The following is a 16,923-nucleotide window of genomic DNA, read 5'->3' as shown; positions in this document are numbered from 1 at the left end:
GGCATCGGCATCGGCATCGTCGTCGAGGCGTGCCCCGCCCGGCGGCAGCGGCCGCGGCTCGCTGTGGGCACGGCTGTTGACGGTGGCGAGGGGGTCGTCCCAATTCAGCATCGGATCTCCTCCGGGTCTGTGTTGCTTGCTGTGTTTGTGGCGCTACGCCGGGCCGTAGGCTGGGTTTTGCCCGGGCCGGGCGTGGCGCCGGTGGTCATGGATGGCGCGTGGGTCAATCGCCCGCCGCCTGCTGCGGAAACAGGGCGGGATGCAAGACATCTCTCAGCGCCTGGTAGGCCACGGTGACGTGGAAGTCGCCGATGGCATAAGGACCGATTTGGTAGTGGCCGAAGGTCACGCGGATGCCGTCGGCCGTCGGTAGCAGCAGGCCGTAGTTCGCCGCGGTGGGCGCCGTGCCCTCCTGGAACCAGTCATCCGTGAGCAGGCCCGGCTCGCTGCGGAAGGGCTCCTGGTCCGCCAGTGCCGAGCGGCTGTGCCGTGCCAGGATCGTGAGCCAGTCGCCGTGGGGCCGGAACAGCGCCGCCGGCGCCAGTCGCTCGCCGCTTCGCCGCGCCATCGTCAGTGGCAGGTAGACGGCGCCGCCGTGGGCGCCGCCGGTGTAGACGTAGCCGCCACCGTCGACGGTGACGAGCCGCTCGCTGACATGGATGCCCTGGTAGCCGAGGGAGAAGGCCCAGGGGTTGCCGATGTGCGCGCCGCCGTCCTCGGCGAGCACTGCGTCGTATTGAGCCACCAGGTCCGCAGCCGGCTCCGCGAACGCGGCGGCGATGGTGGCGTTCGCCTGCGCCACGGCGGGGTCGTCACCAGGCAACACTGGGTACACCGCTTCCACGTCCAGCAGGTCGCCGCGGTCGTAGAACAGCCGCACGGCGCGGCCATCGTCGATGACCTCCCGCGACAGTGCTGTTCGGCTGGCAGTGACTGGCGCGGGGCTCACCGCCGCTGCGGCGGGGGCGGCGGCGGACGGGTCTTTCAAGTCCTGGGCGCGCAGCGTCGCCGCCGCCATCAGCAGTGCAGCCGCGGCCACGGCCGACAGGGCCGAGCCCAGACGAACGCATTGGGCTGGGCGCAGGTTTCGCATCATGGCTCTCCGCCGGTGCGCCAGCGTACCTTGCCGTCGCCGGCGTCGGCCAGGGAGATGAGCCAGTAGGCGATGCCAAGGGCCAGCACCACGGCGCCGATGCCAACCAGGTCCAGCGCCGAGTAAGCCTCCATGTCCAGGATGATCACTTTTCGCGCAATGGCCATCACCGCCGTGGCCACCACCAGCTTCACTGGAAAGACGTCCGTGCGCAGATACAGCGTGATGTTGGCGAAGATCTCGTAGGCGATGAGCACGGCCAGGAACACACCGAACAATTTCACGATGTCCGGCACGATGAAGAAGGGCGGTCTGGAAATGTGGACGTAGAGCGTGTGGATGACGCTCGCCACGCCCTCGAGGATCACCACCACCATGGCGATGGCCAGCAAATAGGTGGCCAGACGCAGGACGCGATGCAGCAACCGCAGCACCGGGTCGGGTGCCCGGATGGGGAACTCTTCGTGCTCTGCCGGACCGCCACTCACGGCCTGGTCCTCCTTGTTATCGTGTACGCTGGCAAGTACTCGCCGTAGTCGCGCCGACAGGGGCGCCGGCGGCTAGGATGTTTAATCTCGCCCTTTTCACGCACTTTTTAATTCTACAGTTCCGTGCTCACCAGGCTCGCGTCAGGTGCGCTAAAGCCATGATCCTTAATGCATTAATCGCAAGGGCCTGCCAGACGAAAAGTGCGTGAGGGGAAGAAGCCCAAAACCAAACAGATTGAACAGCCTAGCCGGCGGCCGGGCCGAGTTTCGGGCTGCGCGCACCAGCAGGCTACCGAGCAGCCCCGCTGCGGCCACTGCGGCGAGCACGAGTGCGACGCGGGCAAAATCGGGCCATTCCCACCAGGATAAGGGGTCGATGGACGACATAGGGGGCTCCGGGATCGGGTCCGGGTCATGGCTCAGGACTCAGGATTGGCCGTCAGGAAAGCGCGCGGCGTTCAGCGGGTCGTCGCGCTCGGCATCGGAGATGAGATGAGCGCCCCGACACGGATGATCGTCTGGGCACGGTCGAGACCGGATTGCTCAGTACATCCATGATCAGTCCCCCGCCGTAGTTATTCACGAGCCTATGCAGCATGGAAAAACGACGTTGACGTCTATCCAATGGACCGCCAATGCCCTCCGCACGCTCGCTGTCTTCACATGGTGCATGCGTGTCGCTCAGCCGTATGGGCCGAGAAAGATCATGCCGCCCCAGAAGAACGCGCAGACCACGGCAAATGAGAAACAGGCACGCATGATGAAGTTTTGGGCTGGTGTCGACGCTTGCAATGCCTCGCGGAACAAGCTCACGTCATCCGGCAGGTTGGTCTCCGCGGCGACGATGGCCGTGACCAGGCGCTGCTGGATCTCGATGGAATGCCAGATGATCAGGGTGCCGGTCAACGACCAGAGAAACAGCACCATGACCGCCGCCCGCGCCGTATCGGGATGGATCTGCACCTTATCGAATGCCAGCATCAGTGCGAGGATCGCCAGGATCTGGATCGCCGAAAACACATTGAAGCGCGACCAGAAGCGATCCAGCTCCGAATTGAGCGTCGTGATATAGACCTGAAGATATTGGGGGATCTGGATCATGACTGCTTGTGTCTTTGACTGTCTTGCGCCCCGTGGTGCGGTCTGGCTGGTAGTCGCTACCAGAGGGTTTTGAGCGTGGCGAATGCCCGATTGGTCTCATCGAGATCAAATGCCTCTGGGTCGATCTGACCGCCGACCCATTCGAGCATCGCCTGGTGCTCAGGATGAGAAGGATCCGCCAGGGTTTCGAGCAGCTGCTCATACCCCCGAATGCCGCCGCAATCCTCCGGCGGGCAAGCGTGCCTGCCCTGCCGCTGTCCCTCATTGACAGCTCTCGCAGTCGGGATCGAGCACCGAGCAGGCGCTGGGCTGCGCGTCGGCGCGACCGTTACCCTTGCCATTGGCCTTGCCCTTGCCGAGCGAGACATAGCTGCCGCCGACGGCCGAGAGCCGATTCGCCTTGCTCGCATCGTCCATGGTGGACTTTTCCACATGGGTGGCGCCCATGGAGCGCAGGTAATAAGTGGTCTTGAGCCCCCGTACCCAGGCGAGCTTGTAGAGGTTATCGAGCTTCTTGCCGCTGGGCTCGCTCATGTAGAGGTTCAGGCTCTGGGCCTGATCGAGCCATTTCTGGCGGCGGCTGCCCGCCTCCACCAGCCAGCGCGGGTCGATTTCGAAGGCGGTGGCGTAGGTCCGCTTCAGGTCGTCGGGGATGCGGTCGATCTGCTGGACGCTGCCGTCGTAGTACTTCAGGTCGTTGACCATGACGTTGTCCCAGAGACCGTGCTCCTTCAGGTCCGCCACCAGGTAGGGGTTGACGACGGTGAACTCACCGGAGAGGTTGGATTTGACGAACAGGTTCTGGTAGGTGGGCTCGATGGACTGGCTGACGCCGCAGATGTTGCTGATGGTGGCCGTGGGCGCGATGGCCATGCAGTTGCTGTTGCGCATGCCGACGCTGGTGACCCGCTCACGCAGCGCCTCCCAGTCCAGCGTGGTGCCGGTGTCCATCTCGAGATAGCCGCCGCGGCCCGCCGCCAGCAGCCGGACGCTGTCGATGGGGAGGATGCCCTGGCTCCAGAGGCTGCCGCCGAAGCTCTGGTAGCGCCCGCGCTCACAGGCCAGATCGGTGCTGGCGCTGATGGCGTAGTAGCTCAGGATCTCCATGCTCTGGTCGGCGAATTGCACCGCCTCGGTGCTCGCATAGGCGATGCCGAGCTTATACAGCGCGTCCTGGAAGCCCATGATGCCAAGCCCCACCGGCCGGTGGCGCAGGTTGGATTTGCGCGCCTGCGGGACGTTGTAGAAGTTGTAGTCGATGACGTTGTCGAGCATGCGCATGGCGGTGCCGACGGTCTTTTGCAGCTTGGCGGTGTCCAAACCCTGGGCGCCCACGTGGTTGGCCAGGTTGACGCTGCCCAGATTGCAGACGGCGATCTCCTGGTCGTTGGTGTGCAGTGTGATCTCGGTGCAGAGGTTGGAGCTGTGCACCTGACCCACATGCTGGTTGGTGTAGCGCAGGTTGCAGGGATCCTTGAAGGTGATCCAGGGATGGCCGGTCTCGAACAGCATGGCCAGCATTTTGCGCCACAGGTCCACGGCCTTGATGCGCTTGTAGACGCGCAGCTCCCCGCGCTCGCCGCGCGCCTCGTAGGCGCTGTAGGCGTGCTCGAAGTCCTGACCCATGAGGTCATGCAGGTCCGGGGTCTCGTCGGGGCTGAACAGGCTCCAATGCTGATCCTCGGCGACGCGCTTCATGAACAGGTCCGGCACCCAGTTGGCGGTGTTCATGTCGTGGCAGCGCCGGCGGTCGTCGCCGGTGTTCTTGCGCAGATCCAGGAATTCCTCGATGTCCACATGCCAGGTCTCGAGGTAGGCACAGACGGCGCCCTTGCGCTTGCCGCCGTTGTGCACCAGGGCGGCGGCGGTCATGTAGCTCGCGTCACCGTCGACCTTCAGGTCATGCACTTCGGGCAGCGGCGCGATGGTCTCGACGGCCTCGACGCGGGTGAAGACCCAGTTGCCGAGCCGCAGCCAGTTTGGCCGGGCGAGCGCAGGCACGCCCGCCAAGTCGGCGATGGGCGCCACGGCGGGGATGCGCAGTGCGAAGGCGCGGCCGCTCCCGGTGATTGAGACGACGCTGCCATCAGAGCGGCTGCCATCGTCGGCGTCGCTGCGCTCGCCGGCGCCTGATCCCGAACAGGGGATACCCAAGCGCAGCAGCTGGTAGCGCAGGCCCTGGGTCAGTGGTGCCGAGGGGCTCGTGAAGTCGATCGCCCGCTCGTTGCCGTTGCGGTGGCGGATGTCGCCATTGGTTTCCAGCAGGCCCTGGATGAGGGCCAGCGCCTGGTTGTGCGGCAGGTGGCTGAAGCGCCGGGCGATGCGCTTGTGATGGGCGGCGTCGTAAAGTTCGTCCTGCGTGAAGGGCAGGGCGGTCTGCTCCTGTCCAATCCACTGGCCGGTGGTGGCGCAGCGCACGAGACCCTCGCCGACGGACCACCGGATCTGAAGCGACGCATGGCCCCGGGCGTCCTCCCAGAACTGGATCTGACGCTCGCGCAGATAGGCGCGCACGAAGTCCAGGTAACCGCCATCCACCGCGGGCTCGCCGGAAATGCCGAATTCGCCGCCCCGGGTCAGCTGCCCGTCGCCGAGCAGGAGGCCGTAGAAGCGGGCATCGGCCTCGGTGAAGCCGTCTACCGGCACCACCTCGCCCGGGATGACCTGCGCCACATAGTCGCCGCGGCCGAGCGCGCCGGCTTCGACCCAGTCCGGCGCGTGACCGCCCTGCTCGATCCGCTCGAGCGTGCGCTCGATGGATTGCCCCTGCGGCACACCGCGGATGGCCCAGAACGGGTGGCCGGCGGTGACGCGTAGGTCGTCCACCGCATGCTGGAGCCGTACCTGCACCATCGGCGCGTCCTGCTGGTCGTAGACGAAGTGCTCGGTGACCTCGCGATAGCGCCCGCGCTGGCCGAGCACCAGATCGCCACGCTTCACCTCGGCGATGGGCTTGGGGCCGTCGGCGGTGAGCACCGTGGTCTCCGGCGCGAAGCATTGGTTCACCGCCACCGCCGTGTCATTGGCCACCTTGAGGAAGGGCACCACGCCCTGGCTCTTACCGTTGGTGCCCTTGATGTGGGCGCCCATGCCGCGCACGCGGGTCCAGTCGTTCCCCAGGCCCCCGGCGAATTTGCTGAGCAGGGCGTTGTCCTTGATGGCGCCGTAGATGCCGTCGAGGTCGTCCGGCACCGTGGTGAGGTAGCAGGAGCTGAGCTGGGGCCGGAGTGTGCCCGCGTTGAACAGGGTCGGTGTGCTGCTCATGAAGTCGAAGCTGGAGAGCAGCTCGTAGAACTCGATGGCGCGCTCTTCGCGGTCGATCTCGTTGATGGCCAGCCCCATGGCCACGCGCATGAAGAAGGCCTGGGGCAGCTCGAAGCGGGTGCCAGTCTCGGTGTGGATGAAATAGCGGTCGTAGAGGGTCTGCAGACCCAGGTAGGTGAACTGCAGGTCCCGCTCGGGCCTGAGTGCCGCGCCCAGGCGCGCCAGATCGAAGCGTGCCAGCTGTTTGTCCAGCAGCTCCAGGTCGCCGGCGCGCTGCACGTAGGCCGCAAAGTAATCGGCGTAGCGCTCGCCCATGTCCGCCTGGGTCTCGACGCCCACCGCCATGTCCAGGAAGCCCAGGGCCTCGCGGCGCATGATGTCCAGCAGCAGGCGCGCCGCCGCCTGGCTGTAGGCGGGCTCACGCTCGATCAGGGCGCGGGCGGACATCACCAGCGCCTGGCCGACGTCGGTCTCCTTCACGCCGTCGAAGAGGTTGCGCAGGGTGTCCTTGAGAATGGCCTCGGCGTCCACGCCATCGAGCCCGCGGGCGGCCTCTTCGACCAGCTTCGCGAGCCGCCCGGTGTCCAGCGGGCGGCTATCGCCGTTTGCCAGCGTCACATTGATGCGCTGCTCGGCGGCGCCCGCCGCGGCGGCCTGGGCGGCGCTTTTTTCGGCGCGCTCACGGGCGCGGGCGTCGCGGTAGAGCACGTAGTCGCGGGCCACCTTGTGCTCGCCGGCGCGCATCAGTGCCAGCTCCACCTGATCCTGGACGTCTTCGATGTGCACGGTGCCACCGCCGGGCAGGCGGCGGGTGAGTGCGCTCGCCACCTGCTCGGTGAGGCGCTCCACCTGGTCATGGATACGTGACGACGCTGCGGCGCTGCCGCCTTCCACCGCCAGGAAGGCCTTGGTCATGGCGACCTTGATCTTGTTCGGATCGAAGTGCGTGACTTTGCCGTTGCGGCGGATCACCCGCACACGTCCCGGTTGATGTACGCCCGTGTCCACCGCCGCTGCCGGCGGTGTCCGCGGGGCCGTCGATTGGCCAGGTTGTGCCTGCTCGTGGACAACCGTCGCGGTGCTCTTGTCCGATTCCGGCTGCTCAATGTGTGGGTTGTCGTCGCGTGCGGCGGCGGCGGACATGGCGGCACTCCTTGGGGCGGATTCCGACTCGGGAGTGAGTCGGACGGGGCGGTGAACGATGGCGGGGAGCTGCGGCTGCGGCGCCGGGCCCGCGGGGCGGCCGGCGCTGCCGCGGGGCCGGGCTCCGGGCGGTGCCAAAGCAATATATATGCTCTGGCTAGGCTGTCAATCACAACATATTGTGATTGATCTGGTGGTCAAGCCGTTGGTGGCCTGGGCATAACTTGTGGATAATTTGCCATTCCCGGGCGCTGAGCCGCGTGGTTGTCGGCATCCGCTGTGGATGAATGCGGCGCTCATCCGGCGCCTGCTCGGCAGGGTGCTGGCCGACCGACGGTATGGTGGCGAGCTGATCGATGCAGTGAACGTCAGTCGAACACCGACGCCGCCCTCGCGGTGCGTTGCGCGGGCCGTCTGGGTCATGGCCCCATGGCGATCTCAGTCTCCGGTATCGCGCGTCGAGTGGCCACCGATGTGGGATGAGAAGTACTCTATATGTGGATTCGCACCAACATCCCCGCCACCGAGACGCTCGTCATCAGCCACCGCCTCCACCCCGCCGGGCGGTCACCGCAGCGTGATGTCGATGACGACACCGCAAGCAAATAGCTCGATTAATTCGAGCTATAGAAAGAAATTTCGAAGGGACAGGCAGGGCTTGCGCTGTTCTAGGTGCGTATCATTGTCGGAAAACCCCCACCAAAGGAGCCGCCGGCGATCCTCCGCCGCAGCCCGTTAATGCCGGCATCCCCGTCGGTCGAATCGCGCTCAGCACCACTGACCCCGAGCACCCGAAGCCATGGGCGCAGCATGCGCCCCGCGCCCAGTGAAACCGTCAACGCACCGAGTCGCAACTATGACGAGTCATTCAACGCGCCGCCTGCTCGATCTCGATCTGCCGCCGGAGACCCGCAACCTGCTGAACGCCGCCCCGAGTGTCGCGGTGGCCGATACCCACGATCAACTGATTCAGCTCGCCGTGCGCGACGCGCACGCCGGCGAGCACGAGGTCGCCTACGAGGTGCCCGGCGTCGGCCGGGTGGTGGAGGCCACCGTTTGCCGGACCCGCAATGGCATCTGCGCCAACTACAACGAGGCCTACATGCGCCGCCGGGATCCCGACTGTCTGGTGATCGGCGACGCGCGCCCCACGGACAAGCCCACCTACACCGAGCGCTTCGGCGAAGACTTCGACCCGGTGCGTGAGGCGACCTTCGATTGGCTGAAGACCCAGCCACTGGCCGCCTTCGCCTTCTACGCCGGGCTGCCGAGCCCCGCCACCCAGGCGCTGGTGATCGCACCGGACAACGCCGGGTTCTTTGCTTTGGGTCTCGCCCTCTTACAGGGCATCGTGCCGGTGGCGGAGCTGCCGGACGACTTCGCGCCCAAGGCCGTCATCTATGTCGCGCCGCCGTTCCGGCACACCCATTTCGACGGCCGGCAAGTGGTGGTGCACAATCGTCGCGACGGGCTGCACGAGCTCTTCAGCTACAACCTCTACCCCGGGCCCAGCGCCAAGAAGGGGGTCTATGGTGTGCTGCTCAACATCGGCGAGGAAGAGCGCTGGGTGACCATGCACTGTGCGACGGTGCAGGTGGTCACGCCCTACGACAACCGGGTGGTCATTTCCCACGAGGGTGCGAGCGGCGGCGGCAAGAGCGAGATGCTGGAGTACGCCCACCGCCAGCAGGACGGCACGCTGCTCATCGGCCGCAACCTGGAGACCGGCGAGGAGCGCAGTCTGCCGCTGCCGCGGGGCTGCGAGCTGCGCCCGGTGACGGACGACATGGCCCTGTGCCATCCGTCGCTGGAAAAGGGCAACGGCCGCCTGACCCTGATGGACGCGGAAGAGGCCTGGTTCGTGCGCTGCAATCACATCGACCGCTACGGTACGGACCCGAACATCGAGGCCCTGACCGTCCACCCGCCGGAGCCGCTCCTGTTCCTCAACATCTATGGCCGCCCCGGCGCCACCACGCTGCTCTGGGAGCACATCGAGGACGCCCCCGGCGAGCCCTGCCCCAACCCACGCGTGATCATTCCGCGCAAGATCATTCCCAATGTGGTGCGCGGCGCGGTGGACGTGGACGTGCGCAGCATGGGCGTGCGCACACCGCCCTGCACCGCGGAGCGCCCGAGCTACGGCATCATCGGCCTGTTCCACGTGCTGCCGCCGGCGCTCGCCTGGCTGTGGCGGCTGGTGGCCCCCCGCGGGCATGCCAATCCGAGCATCGTTGAGACCGACGGTATGACCTCCGAAGGGGTCGGCTCCTATTGGCCCTTCGCCACCGGGCGCATGGTGGACCACGCCAATCTGCTGCTGAGCCAGATCATGGAGACACCGGAGGTGCGCTACGTGCTGATCCCGAACCAGCACATCGGCGCCTGGGAAGTGGGCTTCATGCCCCAGTGGATCACCCGCGAGTACCTCGCCCGCCGTGGTGGTGCCCGCTTCGCCGCCAATCGCCTGCGCAAGAGCCGGTGTCCGCTGCTCGGCTACACCCCGGGCAGCATGATGGTGGAGGGCAGCACCCTCGGCGCCTGGTTCTTCGAGGTGGAGCTGCAGCCAGAGGTGGGCACGGTCGCCTATGACCAGGGCGCGGCGATCCTCACCGACTTCTTCAAGCGCGAGCTCGAGGCCTTCCTGGGCGCTGATCTGCTGCCCGCCGGCCAGCGCATCATCGAATGCTGCCTGGACGGCGGTGGTCTGGACGACTACCAGCGCCTACTCGACCTGCCCTGCCTGGAGGAGCCGGACAACGGCTGAGGGGGCGCTCACGCGGTGCCGAGGCGTCGGCCCTCCCAAGGGGCCGACGTCCCCCTGTATCAGCCAGGATGACCGTCCCGATAGCTGGCTTCGATGATCCGCCACCAATAGTGCGTCGACAATCGACATTCCAGCGCTTTGCGTCGCTCGGGGCACGCAATCCAAGGTGAGAACTCTTCGCACCACCGCTGAAGTGTTGCAGGGGAGAGGGCATTGGGGCGCCACTGATCGACAACGGCAACGGGCAAGGCCGTTTCATAGGCGGCTGACGTCGCGCTGCGTCTGATCACAGGTATCGATCCAAGCGCCAACGTGAGCCATGCCTTGGGCGAAGGATCAAGCCCTCCGCCCTCCACACACAATACAAACGGATGCGCGCGCATCAGCGCCATGAAGTCTTGAAGCGATACTTCCTGCTCTATTGACGTAGCGAACGAGCGCCACTGCTTTTTACATAGCCCAGACACCCGCTCGCGCATCTTCCATTGGCGACCCCTGCGAATGCGATGTGCGCACAACACCCGTGGCGGCCGGCTGGATAACGGCGTGGTTGTAACTTCAACGGCGTCTACGGGCGCACCACTTCCAGCGAACACATAGCCGGTCGGCAGCGCAACCATCTTTGGCTTTGTCTCATCCAGGTTCTCCGCGAACCAAGCGACTAATCGGGTATCAGACCGAATCTGCTCCAATAGCATTTTCTGCGATCGAGTAAATCTTGGCTGGCGGCGGTCGACCTGGTTTGGAATCGTGATGTCCTCGGAGCCGCTGACGAGCACGAACGGTTTTGCGATTGATGACAAAACCTCATGCTTGAAGTACTCGAATGCGGCGAAGCGTCCTCTGAGGGACAAAAAAATCGTGCGGGGATTGACTGTGCCGTTGCGATGTAACAAGCATCTGCCATCCCTGCTGCTCATGACCTGCCAGTCGCACAATGCCGCGATCCCTGTCGGGTTATAGCTTTCGGGCGTCTCGAGGCTCCACAAACGCTTATTCTGCGCCTGACCACGGGCGCTGCCAACGCCCGCAGCGAATCCTGCGTCGGACTCGAAAAACACGGCCGGAAACTGGCGAACGGAATGGATCGAGGAAAAGGAAAATAACTTTTTCTGTGGCTCAGCAACGTTCATCGCGACCTCCAGCACGGTGTGCACTTCATAGCATCAACCCGACTTTGTGTGAGGGCGCCAGGCGCTTGACGAGCCGGTGCTGTCGCGCAGATGATCAAGGCTGCCCGCCACAAGCATCTGCGGCGATGGCGAATGTCGCATCCTTGAATTGCCGGGTGCTTTCCAGCCACGATGGGCATAACGTGCCGATGTCCGCGCGGGCGGGCGCTCGCTTGGATTGCTCCCGAGCAACGGCAAGAATTTGCTGAGCGAGACCCGACGCATCGCCCGCCGGGAAGTACCGGCAATGATCCTCGCCGATCTCCCGAAACACGGCGATATCGCTCGCAATCACGGGCAGACCGTGGAATAACCCCTCAACGATGGGCAGCCCAAAGCCTTCGGCCCACGAAGCACACACCAGACAATCCGCCCGACGGTAGGCGGCTAACAACTCACCATCATCAGCGTCGTCGAAGTGAAAGATGCGGGTGCCTCGCAGCGGATGTTGAGCAATACGCTGAACGATGCTCTGGCACGACCAGCCGACTTTCCCCACAATCAGCAGCGAAACGCTTTGGGCTAGCGATAGCTTATCCATGGCGTCGAGCAGCACCTCGTAATTCTTGCGCGGCTCCAGCGTTCCAACGGCGAGCACGACAAAGCCAGGCAGCGCGCTGATGCTCGCTGGTGTGTCGCCCGTCGACGCAAGCGATCGGCCCAGATCCGAGCCCAAACGAAAGCTCGCGCTCCGCACGGGCTGTACTCTGATCGTCGGATGATCGGCGAGGAAGTCATGCAGTGATCGTCTGGTGGCCTCGGAATTGGTGATGAAAAAGTCCGCATTGGGAGCCACACGATGGAACCACCGTCCAAAGCTACCGACCGTCTTTTCCTCGCACCACTCGGGAGCGGTCAGGGGGAAGAGATCATGCACCATGACACCCAAGCAGATGCCTTTTTTGTGCCGGGCAGAAAACAGGGCATTGAGCATGGCGTCCGAGTCCCACGTAGCATCAACGAGGACGATGATGTCCCCCGGGCGGAAGCGAACCCGATGTGCCATCAACGGACCGGATATTGATGCAAGAATGCCGAAAAGGACATAAAACGCCTGTTCAATTTTATCCCGGAAGGAAAGACCGCCGCCGCGAGGCGTGTGAGATGTGGCGCCGTTATCGGCGGGATGCGACTTGGGTGCCAGTCCAAAGCGCCGAAAGAGTGCGACGCCCTTCGTCGCCAATTTGTGCAATGGATGGGGTCCATGGCCGAAGGGTGCGCGCGGAGCATAGAAACCAATGCCGCCCCAAATCACTGGCACGAGCATGATATCGTCGGTAGAAACGTCGCGACATTGATTGGCCAAGCCTCTCGCGACTCGTCGGATGCCATCCGAGCCGCCTTTGAGATAGGTATGGGTACACTCAACGAAAAGTCTTCGGGGATACGCTTCGAGCTTGCTCACAACGGGTGGCCTAACGTGCATGATCGGCGTCAAGCATATCGGCTGAATCAACGATTTCCAGTCGTCAACGTCCAGCTGTCGCGTGACGCTGCCCGCCGATCATGACAGCGCGTGCGGCGATGGAGAAGCCCGGGTCACTTTGGGGTCAGGGTGTTTTGTAATGTCGTTGCCGCGGTCTTTGGGGAATCGACATAGGGATAGGGCGGAGCCGGATTGCCGTTGCCATAGAATATGACTTGACAATGGCCGCTTATGTTTCAGAGTCTGCCAGCGTGGCTGGATAGTCACTGAAATCTTCCGAGAACAGGGGGGCCTTTCGCATTGGGAAGGCCTGCGAAGCGAGCTGCCTGTTGCACGCTCGAAATTGCCCATAAAAGCGCCTTGCTTCGTCGCGTGAGACAGGATACGTCTGACCCGAAAAAGTTTTGCTAATCAGAGACACTAGCCTGTGCCGGAAGGGTTGGACTTTACGTGCTGTCGTCGCGGGCCAGAGGTCGTTGAGAATGTGTATGAGCGCAATGCCGTGCTTGTTAAGAGACTCGTTAATGCGCGGGGGCCGCGGCTTCCCCCCAGGGTGCAGGCCTGTGCTAAGGCAGAAATCGGTGATCAAGTCTCCGTCTGCGAGCTCGTGGCGCGCGTATAGCCTTGGGCGCATCGCGCTTGCGCCGAAAACAGACGCCCAATTACTGTAGATGCGCGCGTAATCGTAATAATAGGGCAGATCGTTGGGGCCGGCGGCAGGGAAGACCTGAACCTGTCTATCACCTGTCTTCAGCTTTGTTGAGTAGTAGCTGAGTGCAACCCGATCCTGGCGGCGGAAGTAAACGATGATGCGAAAGTTATCGGACCAGCGGCTCACCAAGTGCTTTAGGGCGGCGATGGACTCAGAGGATTGGAGGCGGCTGTGAAAATGCTCACTTGAGATCACAAGCGTGCGTGGACTCGGGCAGCTGGCAAGTTCGTGATCGATGGATTTTATGAGGTCTTCGCCATAGCGCTCCGCGGCTCTGCGGTCGGAAATGCCAAGTCGCGCGCCGACCTCAGCTTGCCAGCATTCGCGGGGCAGCGCTGCAAAAAAGCCCCATTGACTGCCGCCATTAGCTCCGGTAAAGCTGGGATAGACGACGCCTTCTGCTTTGAATGCCAGGCGATTCTTAGAGAGAAAACGCTGGAGGCTGCTGGTCCCGGTTTTCTCTGTACCGATATGGATCACGCAGGTGTCGGCCTTGCCAGGGATAGCGGTCATTGCAATTGCCAGGAGGTGCGCCCGGATAGGGGATGGTGCTTGGTAAGTGTGTATCGCAGGATACACGCGACAGTCGCAGATAGTCGTTGCCGAGTGGCCCAGGGCGGATAAACGGTCGGCATGGCGGCCTCGGATGGCGTATCCCCGGATGCGTGCCCTCGGTTGTGTCCAAGCGCCATGCCAAGCGCTATGCCAAAGGCGCGGCCTCACAGACCACCATTTGTGATGGCGGTTGCGCAAGCGCGCAGCGGGCGGGTTGTTGGAAAGTCGCGGAGCAACTGTTCGCTAGCGTGCCCGGTCGCGTTGTCGGGCACGCGTTGCTGCGTAGTCGTAGAGCGCATAGTCCACGGCGTTCAGCGCTTGCAGCCGTTGTTTCACGTCTGGCTGGAGCTGCTCGCGCGGACGATTGTAGCCGATGTTGGCGGGCGTTGGCGACGGTAAGCGGGCATGCTCCAGCCGTCGGCGAGGCGGTCCAGAAAGGTGGGCAGCTCTTCGAAGACACCAACGATATCGATGGCGTCCAGCGCGCGCTGTGCGGCATGCAGCAGGTCGTCGTCGGTACTTGGCCATGAGAGATTGTGCAGCTCGTGTGTGTGGTAGCAGATAGCGACCGTAGTCGAGTGAGGCGAGGAACTTGGCCTGATAGTTTTGAACATAGCCGCTGGTGGCAGGGTCGAGCAGCGCTTCGTCGAGCGAGCGGCCATCGATCAACGCATGCAGGGGCAGACTCGGATCACGCAGCCCGTGGGCGTGGTGTGAGATCACGCGCTCCACAGGATCGCGCAGCAGGACAGCGGTGCGTGTTGGTCGGGCCAGAAATGGCTGGAGGAAGCCTCCGAAGTGTCCGGCGTAGTGAGTGTAGGAGCGCGCATCCGCAAATAGGAACAGGTCGGCCATGAACGCGCCCGGAAACATGCGCCCGCCCACGCTTTCCGCGCTGTGGGCAATCCAGCGCTTGACACTCATCCCGGCGGTCTTTGGGATGTGCACGAAATACGCAGCGGGTGTGCCGGGGTCGTCGGCGGGCACCGTCAGTCGTTGCTGGCGAACGCTGAACTCGTCGGAATGGATGAATGCTTCGAGAATGTCGCGCTCTGATTTGCCGAGCGCCATGGACGCGAGGTAGCCCCGGAGCTCAGGAGGGCTTGGGTGGCGGCCCAGCAAGCCTTGGTAACAGGATGTTATGAAGTGCTCGTTGGGCAGAGTCCAGCGGTGGGGTGCTGTGATGCAGCGATCGAGCAGCGAAGGAATTCGGGCAATGAGCTTGTGCAGAATATTCAAGATCTTCATTGACTTACGCGTTGGAACGGCGACTAGGGCCGCTGGCTCGACAGGTCAACCTCGAGGCCGTCGGTTACCGCCCGGATTTGTCTGTGATGAAGCTCTGGGTCAGCCGAAAAGGCACATCACGCACCGGGTTGAAATACGGCTGTCGCGCCTTAAGTCGGACGAACGTAGAAGCGCCGGCGGTGTACCATCGACGCGGTTACTGCGCCCCGCGCTCACAGCCATACCGCTCCACCGAAAATCTCGCATTGAAATGAACGCCCTCCTTGCAGCCGAACTCACCATCCTTGGGGCCTTTGCAGTCTATTTGGCCTTCGCGCAGCTGGCCCACATGAAAAAGCTCAAGCAGCGAGACCAGGCCGGGCCGGAATCCGCGGACCGGCCCGCCCCGGGACAGGCACCGGGTTCATCATGAGCCGGGGGTGAGCAACCGCCGCCTTTCACCGCTTCGATACGCGCAACAGCCGCGTCAAGCTCGTGGAGAAACTCCTCCCCGAGAGCTTCGCGTTGTTGTTGCTCATACCAATTGTGGGCAGCCTCCAGCTCTGTGACGGCACGGCTGGTATAGACGGCCTTCACGGGCGCTTGCGCAACCTGGCGTGAACCTCGTCGGCAGCATGCAGCGGCTCGGCGCCTTCACGGTAGCGCTGCTCCCTCCTGTCGAGCTCGGCTTCCTGCCATGTGGTGAGCGGAGGTGGCGCTCCGTCGGCGGCGATACTGTCCCAGATTTCCTCGACGAGAAGCAGCTTCTCGTCCAGGGACAGGCTAAGGGCTTCGTCGAGCAGTTGTCTGGCCTGCTTCATGGTGCTCCAGCGATGCGTATGGTCGGGCAGTCGGCACGGAGGCCTGTGCCGTTGCGCGGCATCGGATCAGAAATGACGCGTCCTGTCCAGCCTCGTCAAAACTGCTTCACCCGAATCTTCATGGTCTGAATCCGGTAGGCGATCTGGCGCGGGGTCATGCCGAGCAGCCGGGCGGCTTTGGCCTGCACCCAGCCGGCCTGCTCCAGGGCGGCGATGACGCGCTCGCGCTCGTCGATGTCGGGGTCGAGCAGGCTTACCATGCCGCGGCAGAGCCGGCCGCGCTCGTACAGGGTGCGCAGCACCCGGCGCAGGGTCTCGCGCAGCTCCAGTGCGCCATCTGGGCGCCGTAGCCGAGAACTAGCATTGATGCCGTCGTTGCCGCGGATTACATTGCTCGGCCTTAAGTGGATTCCTACAGAACGATTCCTCGCCTCGGGCAATGACGCACAGCATCGAGATTTTCGTTGCGGCGCAACAGGCTGTTGCCGCCGGTATACCCATGACCCCGCGAAGCGCGAACGACAAGGAGTATTTTCCGCAGGACTGGTTTGCGGATCGGGTATCCGCACTGGGGCTGCCGTTCGCGGCCCAAGGCCGTAACAGCTACCCGGACTTCTGGGTCGGGGGCGACGGAAGCCCGCCGGTCGAGGGCTTTGAGATCAAGTCGCTCGCGTTCAGCAACGGCCGGCCGGCGCGGCGGGACTACGACTCGAACAGCACGATTCCTTCCGGACGTAAGGACGGCCGCGACGTGTTCTTGGTGTTCTTTCTCTACACCGGCTCGCGCGGCGACCCGCGGCCGGTCCATTCCCTGTGCATCGCTCAAACCGATCTGATCAATGCCGATCATGCCGTCGCCGCCGCACACATCAACGAGGGCATCGATGGCTTCGGCTCCTACGGTGACGGCTTCATCCGGGACCGCAAGATGTACCGCTTCCCGCAGCCCTACACGATTGATCCGAGCGGGTTGGGACGCTGCCGGCTGATCGTGACAGCGGATTGGGCGATGGCGGATACGCGGCTCGCGCAGGTCGGGACAATCGACCGGAAGATTGCTGATGAGGCGCTGAAGAGTTATTGCGCCAGGCAAAGCCTGGAAGAGGGGGAAACATGCTGACATGACGTAAGCACGTGGAAACCTTTTCTCGCGA

At 63.8% G+C, this 16,923-nt stretch carries 12 protein-coding genes and 1 pseudogene; 2 read left to right on the top strand and 11 right to left on the bottom strand.

Annotation, left to right across the window (positions count from 1 at the left end; genetic code table 11):
• Nucleotides 1-223: 223 nt before the first annotated feature.
• From QZ588_RS01675 to QZ588_RS01655, 5 genes are all read right to left on the bottom strand, one after another.
• On the bottom strand, nucleotides 224-1,096 hold the full coding sequence (locus tag QZ588_RS01675) for an RsiV family protein (protein ID WP_295539059.1): 873 nt from the start codon (nucleotides 1,094-1,096) through the stop codon (nucleotides 224-226).
• Nucleotides 1,093-1,581 carry a phosphate-starvation-inducible PsiE family protein gene (locus QZ588_RS01670; protein ID WP_295539057.1) on the bottom strand — a complete coding sequence of 163 codons (489 nt, stop codon included), beginning with the start codon at nucleotides 1,579-1,581 and terminating at the stop codon, nucleotides 1,093-1,095. Before QZ588_RS01670 ends, QZ588_RS01675 begins: the two co-directional genes overlap by 4 nt.
• Nucleotides 1,582-2,262: 681 nt before the next feature.
• Nucleotides 2,263-2,682: a hypothetical protein gene (locus tag QZ588_RS01665; RefSeq protein WP_295539055.1), complete on the bottom strand. Its 420-nt coding sequence runs from the start codon at nucleotides 2,680-2,682 to the stop codon at nucleotides 2,263-2,265.
• Between the two features lie 56 nt (nucleotides 2,683-2,738).
• Entirely contained in the window at nucleotides 2,739-3,023 is a 285-nt protein-coding gene (locus QZ588_RS01660; RefSeq protein WP_295539052.1) for a hypothetical protein, read from the bottom strand.
• Complete coding sequence (locus QZ588_RS01655) at nucleotides 2,944-7,089, bottom strand: ribonucleoside-diphosphate reductase subunit alpha (RefSeq protein WP_295539051.1); 4,146 nt, start codon at nucleotides 7,087-7,089, stop codon at nucleotides 2,944-2,946. Before QZ588_RS01655 ends, QZ588_RS01660 begins: the two co-directional genes overlap by 80 nt.
• An 856-nt stretch (nucleotides 7,090-7,945) precedes the next feature.
• On the opposite strand from QZ588_RS01655, the gene QZ588_RS01650 reads away from it, so the two are divergent.
• The gene (locus QZ588_RS01650) at nucleotides 7,946-9,856 is read left to right on the top strand and encodes a DUF4914 family protein (RefSeq protein ID WP_295539049.1); all 1,911 of its coding nucleotides are present in this window, start codon (nucleotides 7,946-7,948) and stop codon (nucleotides 9,854-9,856) included.
• A gap of 59 nt (nucleotides 9,857-9,915) precedes the next feature.
• Here the strand turns inward: QZ588_RS01650 and QZ588_RS01645 are convergent, their stop codons facing one another.
• From QZ588_RS01645 to QZ588_RS01620, 6 genes and pseudogenes are all read right to left on the bottom strand, one after another.
• Nucleotides 9,916-11,013 (bottom strand): hypothetical protein, encoded by a 1,098-nt coding sequence (locus QZ588_RS01645; RefSeq protein WP_295539046.1) that lies wholly within the window; start codon nucleotides 11,011-11,013, stop codon nucleotides 9,916-9,918.
• 70 nt (nucleotides 11,014-11,083) lie between these two features.
• Nucleotides 11,084-12,433, bottom strand: coding sequence for a glycosyltransferase family 1 protein (locus QZ588_RS01640; RefSeq protein WP_295539044.1), 1,350 nt, complete (start codon nucleotides 12,431-12,433; stop codon nucleotides 11,084-11,086).
• 250 nt (nucleotides 12,434-12,683) lie between these two features.
• The gene (locus QZ588_RS01635) at nucleotides 12,684-13,679 is read right to left on the bottom strand and encodes a hypothetical protein (protein ID WP_295539041.1); all 996 of its coding nucleotides are present in this window, start codon (nucleotides 13,677-13,679) and stop codon (nucleotides 12,684-12,686) included.
• 285 nt (nucleotides 13,680-13,964) lie between these two features.
• Nucleotides 13,965-14,969: a DUF4214 domain-containing protein gene (locus QZ588_RS01630; protein WP_295539018.1), complete on the bottom strand. Its 1,005-nt coding sequence runs from the start codon at nucleotides 14,967-14,969 to the stop codon at nucleotides 13,965-13,967.
• Nucleotides 14,970-15,541: 572 nt separating this feature from the next.
• Complete coding sequence (locus tag QZ588_RS01625) at nucleotides 15,542-15,769, bottom strand: addiction module protein (protein WP_295539016.1); 228 nt, start codon at nucleotides 15,767-15,769, stop codon at nucleotides 15,542-15,544.
• A 95-nt stretch (nucleotides 15,770-15,864) separates the two neighbouring features.
• A pseudogene (locus tag QZ588_RS01620) lies at nucleotides 15,865-16,020 on the bottom strand (helix-turn-helix domain-containing protein); the annotation flags it as partial.
• A gap of 188 nt (nucleotides 16,021-16,208) precedes the next feature.
• Between QZ588_RS01620 and QZ588_RS01615 the strand changes: the two are divergent.
• Entirely contained in the window at nucleotides 16,209-16,889 is a 681-nt protein-coding gene (locus QZ588_RS01615) for a hypothetical protein (RefSeq protein ID WP_295539015.1), read from the top strand.
• The last annotated feature ends 34 nt before the right edge of the window (nucleotides 16,890-16,923 follow it).

Origin of the sequence: uncultured Thiohalocapsa sp. (assembly GCF_913062725.1) — a bacterium.
Lineage (GTDB): Bacteria > Pseudomonadota > Gammaproteobacteria > Chromatiales > Chromatiaceae > Thiohalocapsa.
Note: the sequence above shows the minus strand (reverse complement) of the source record. Positions and strands in the feature narration are given on the sequence as shown.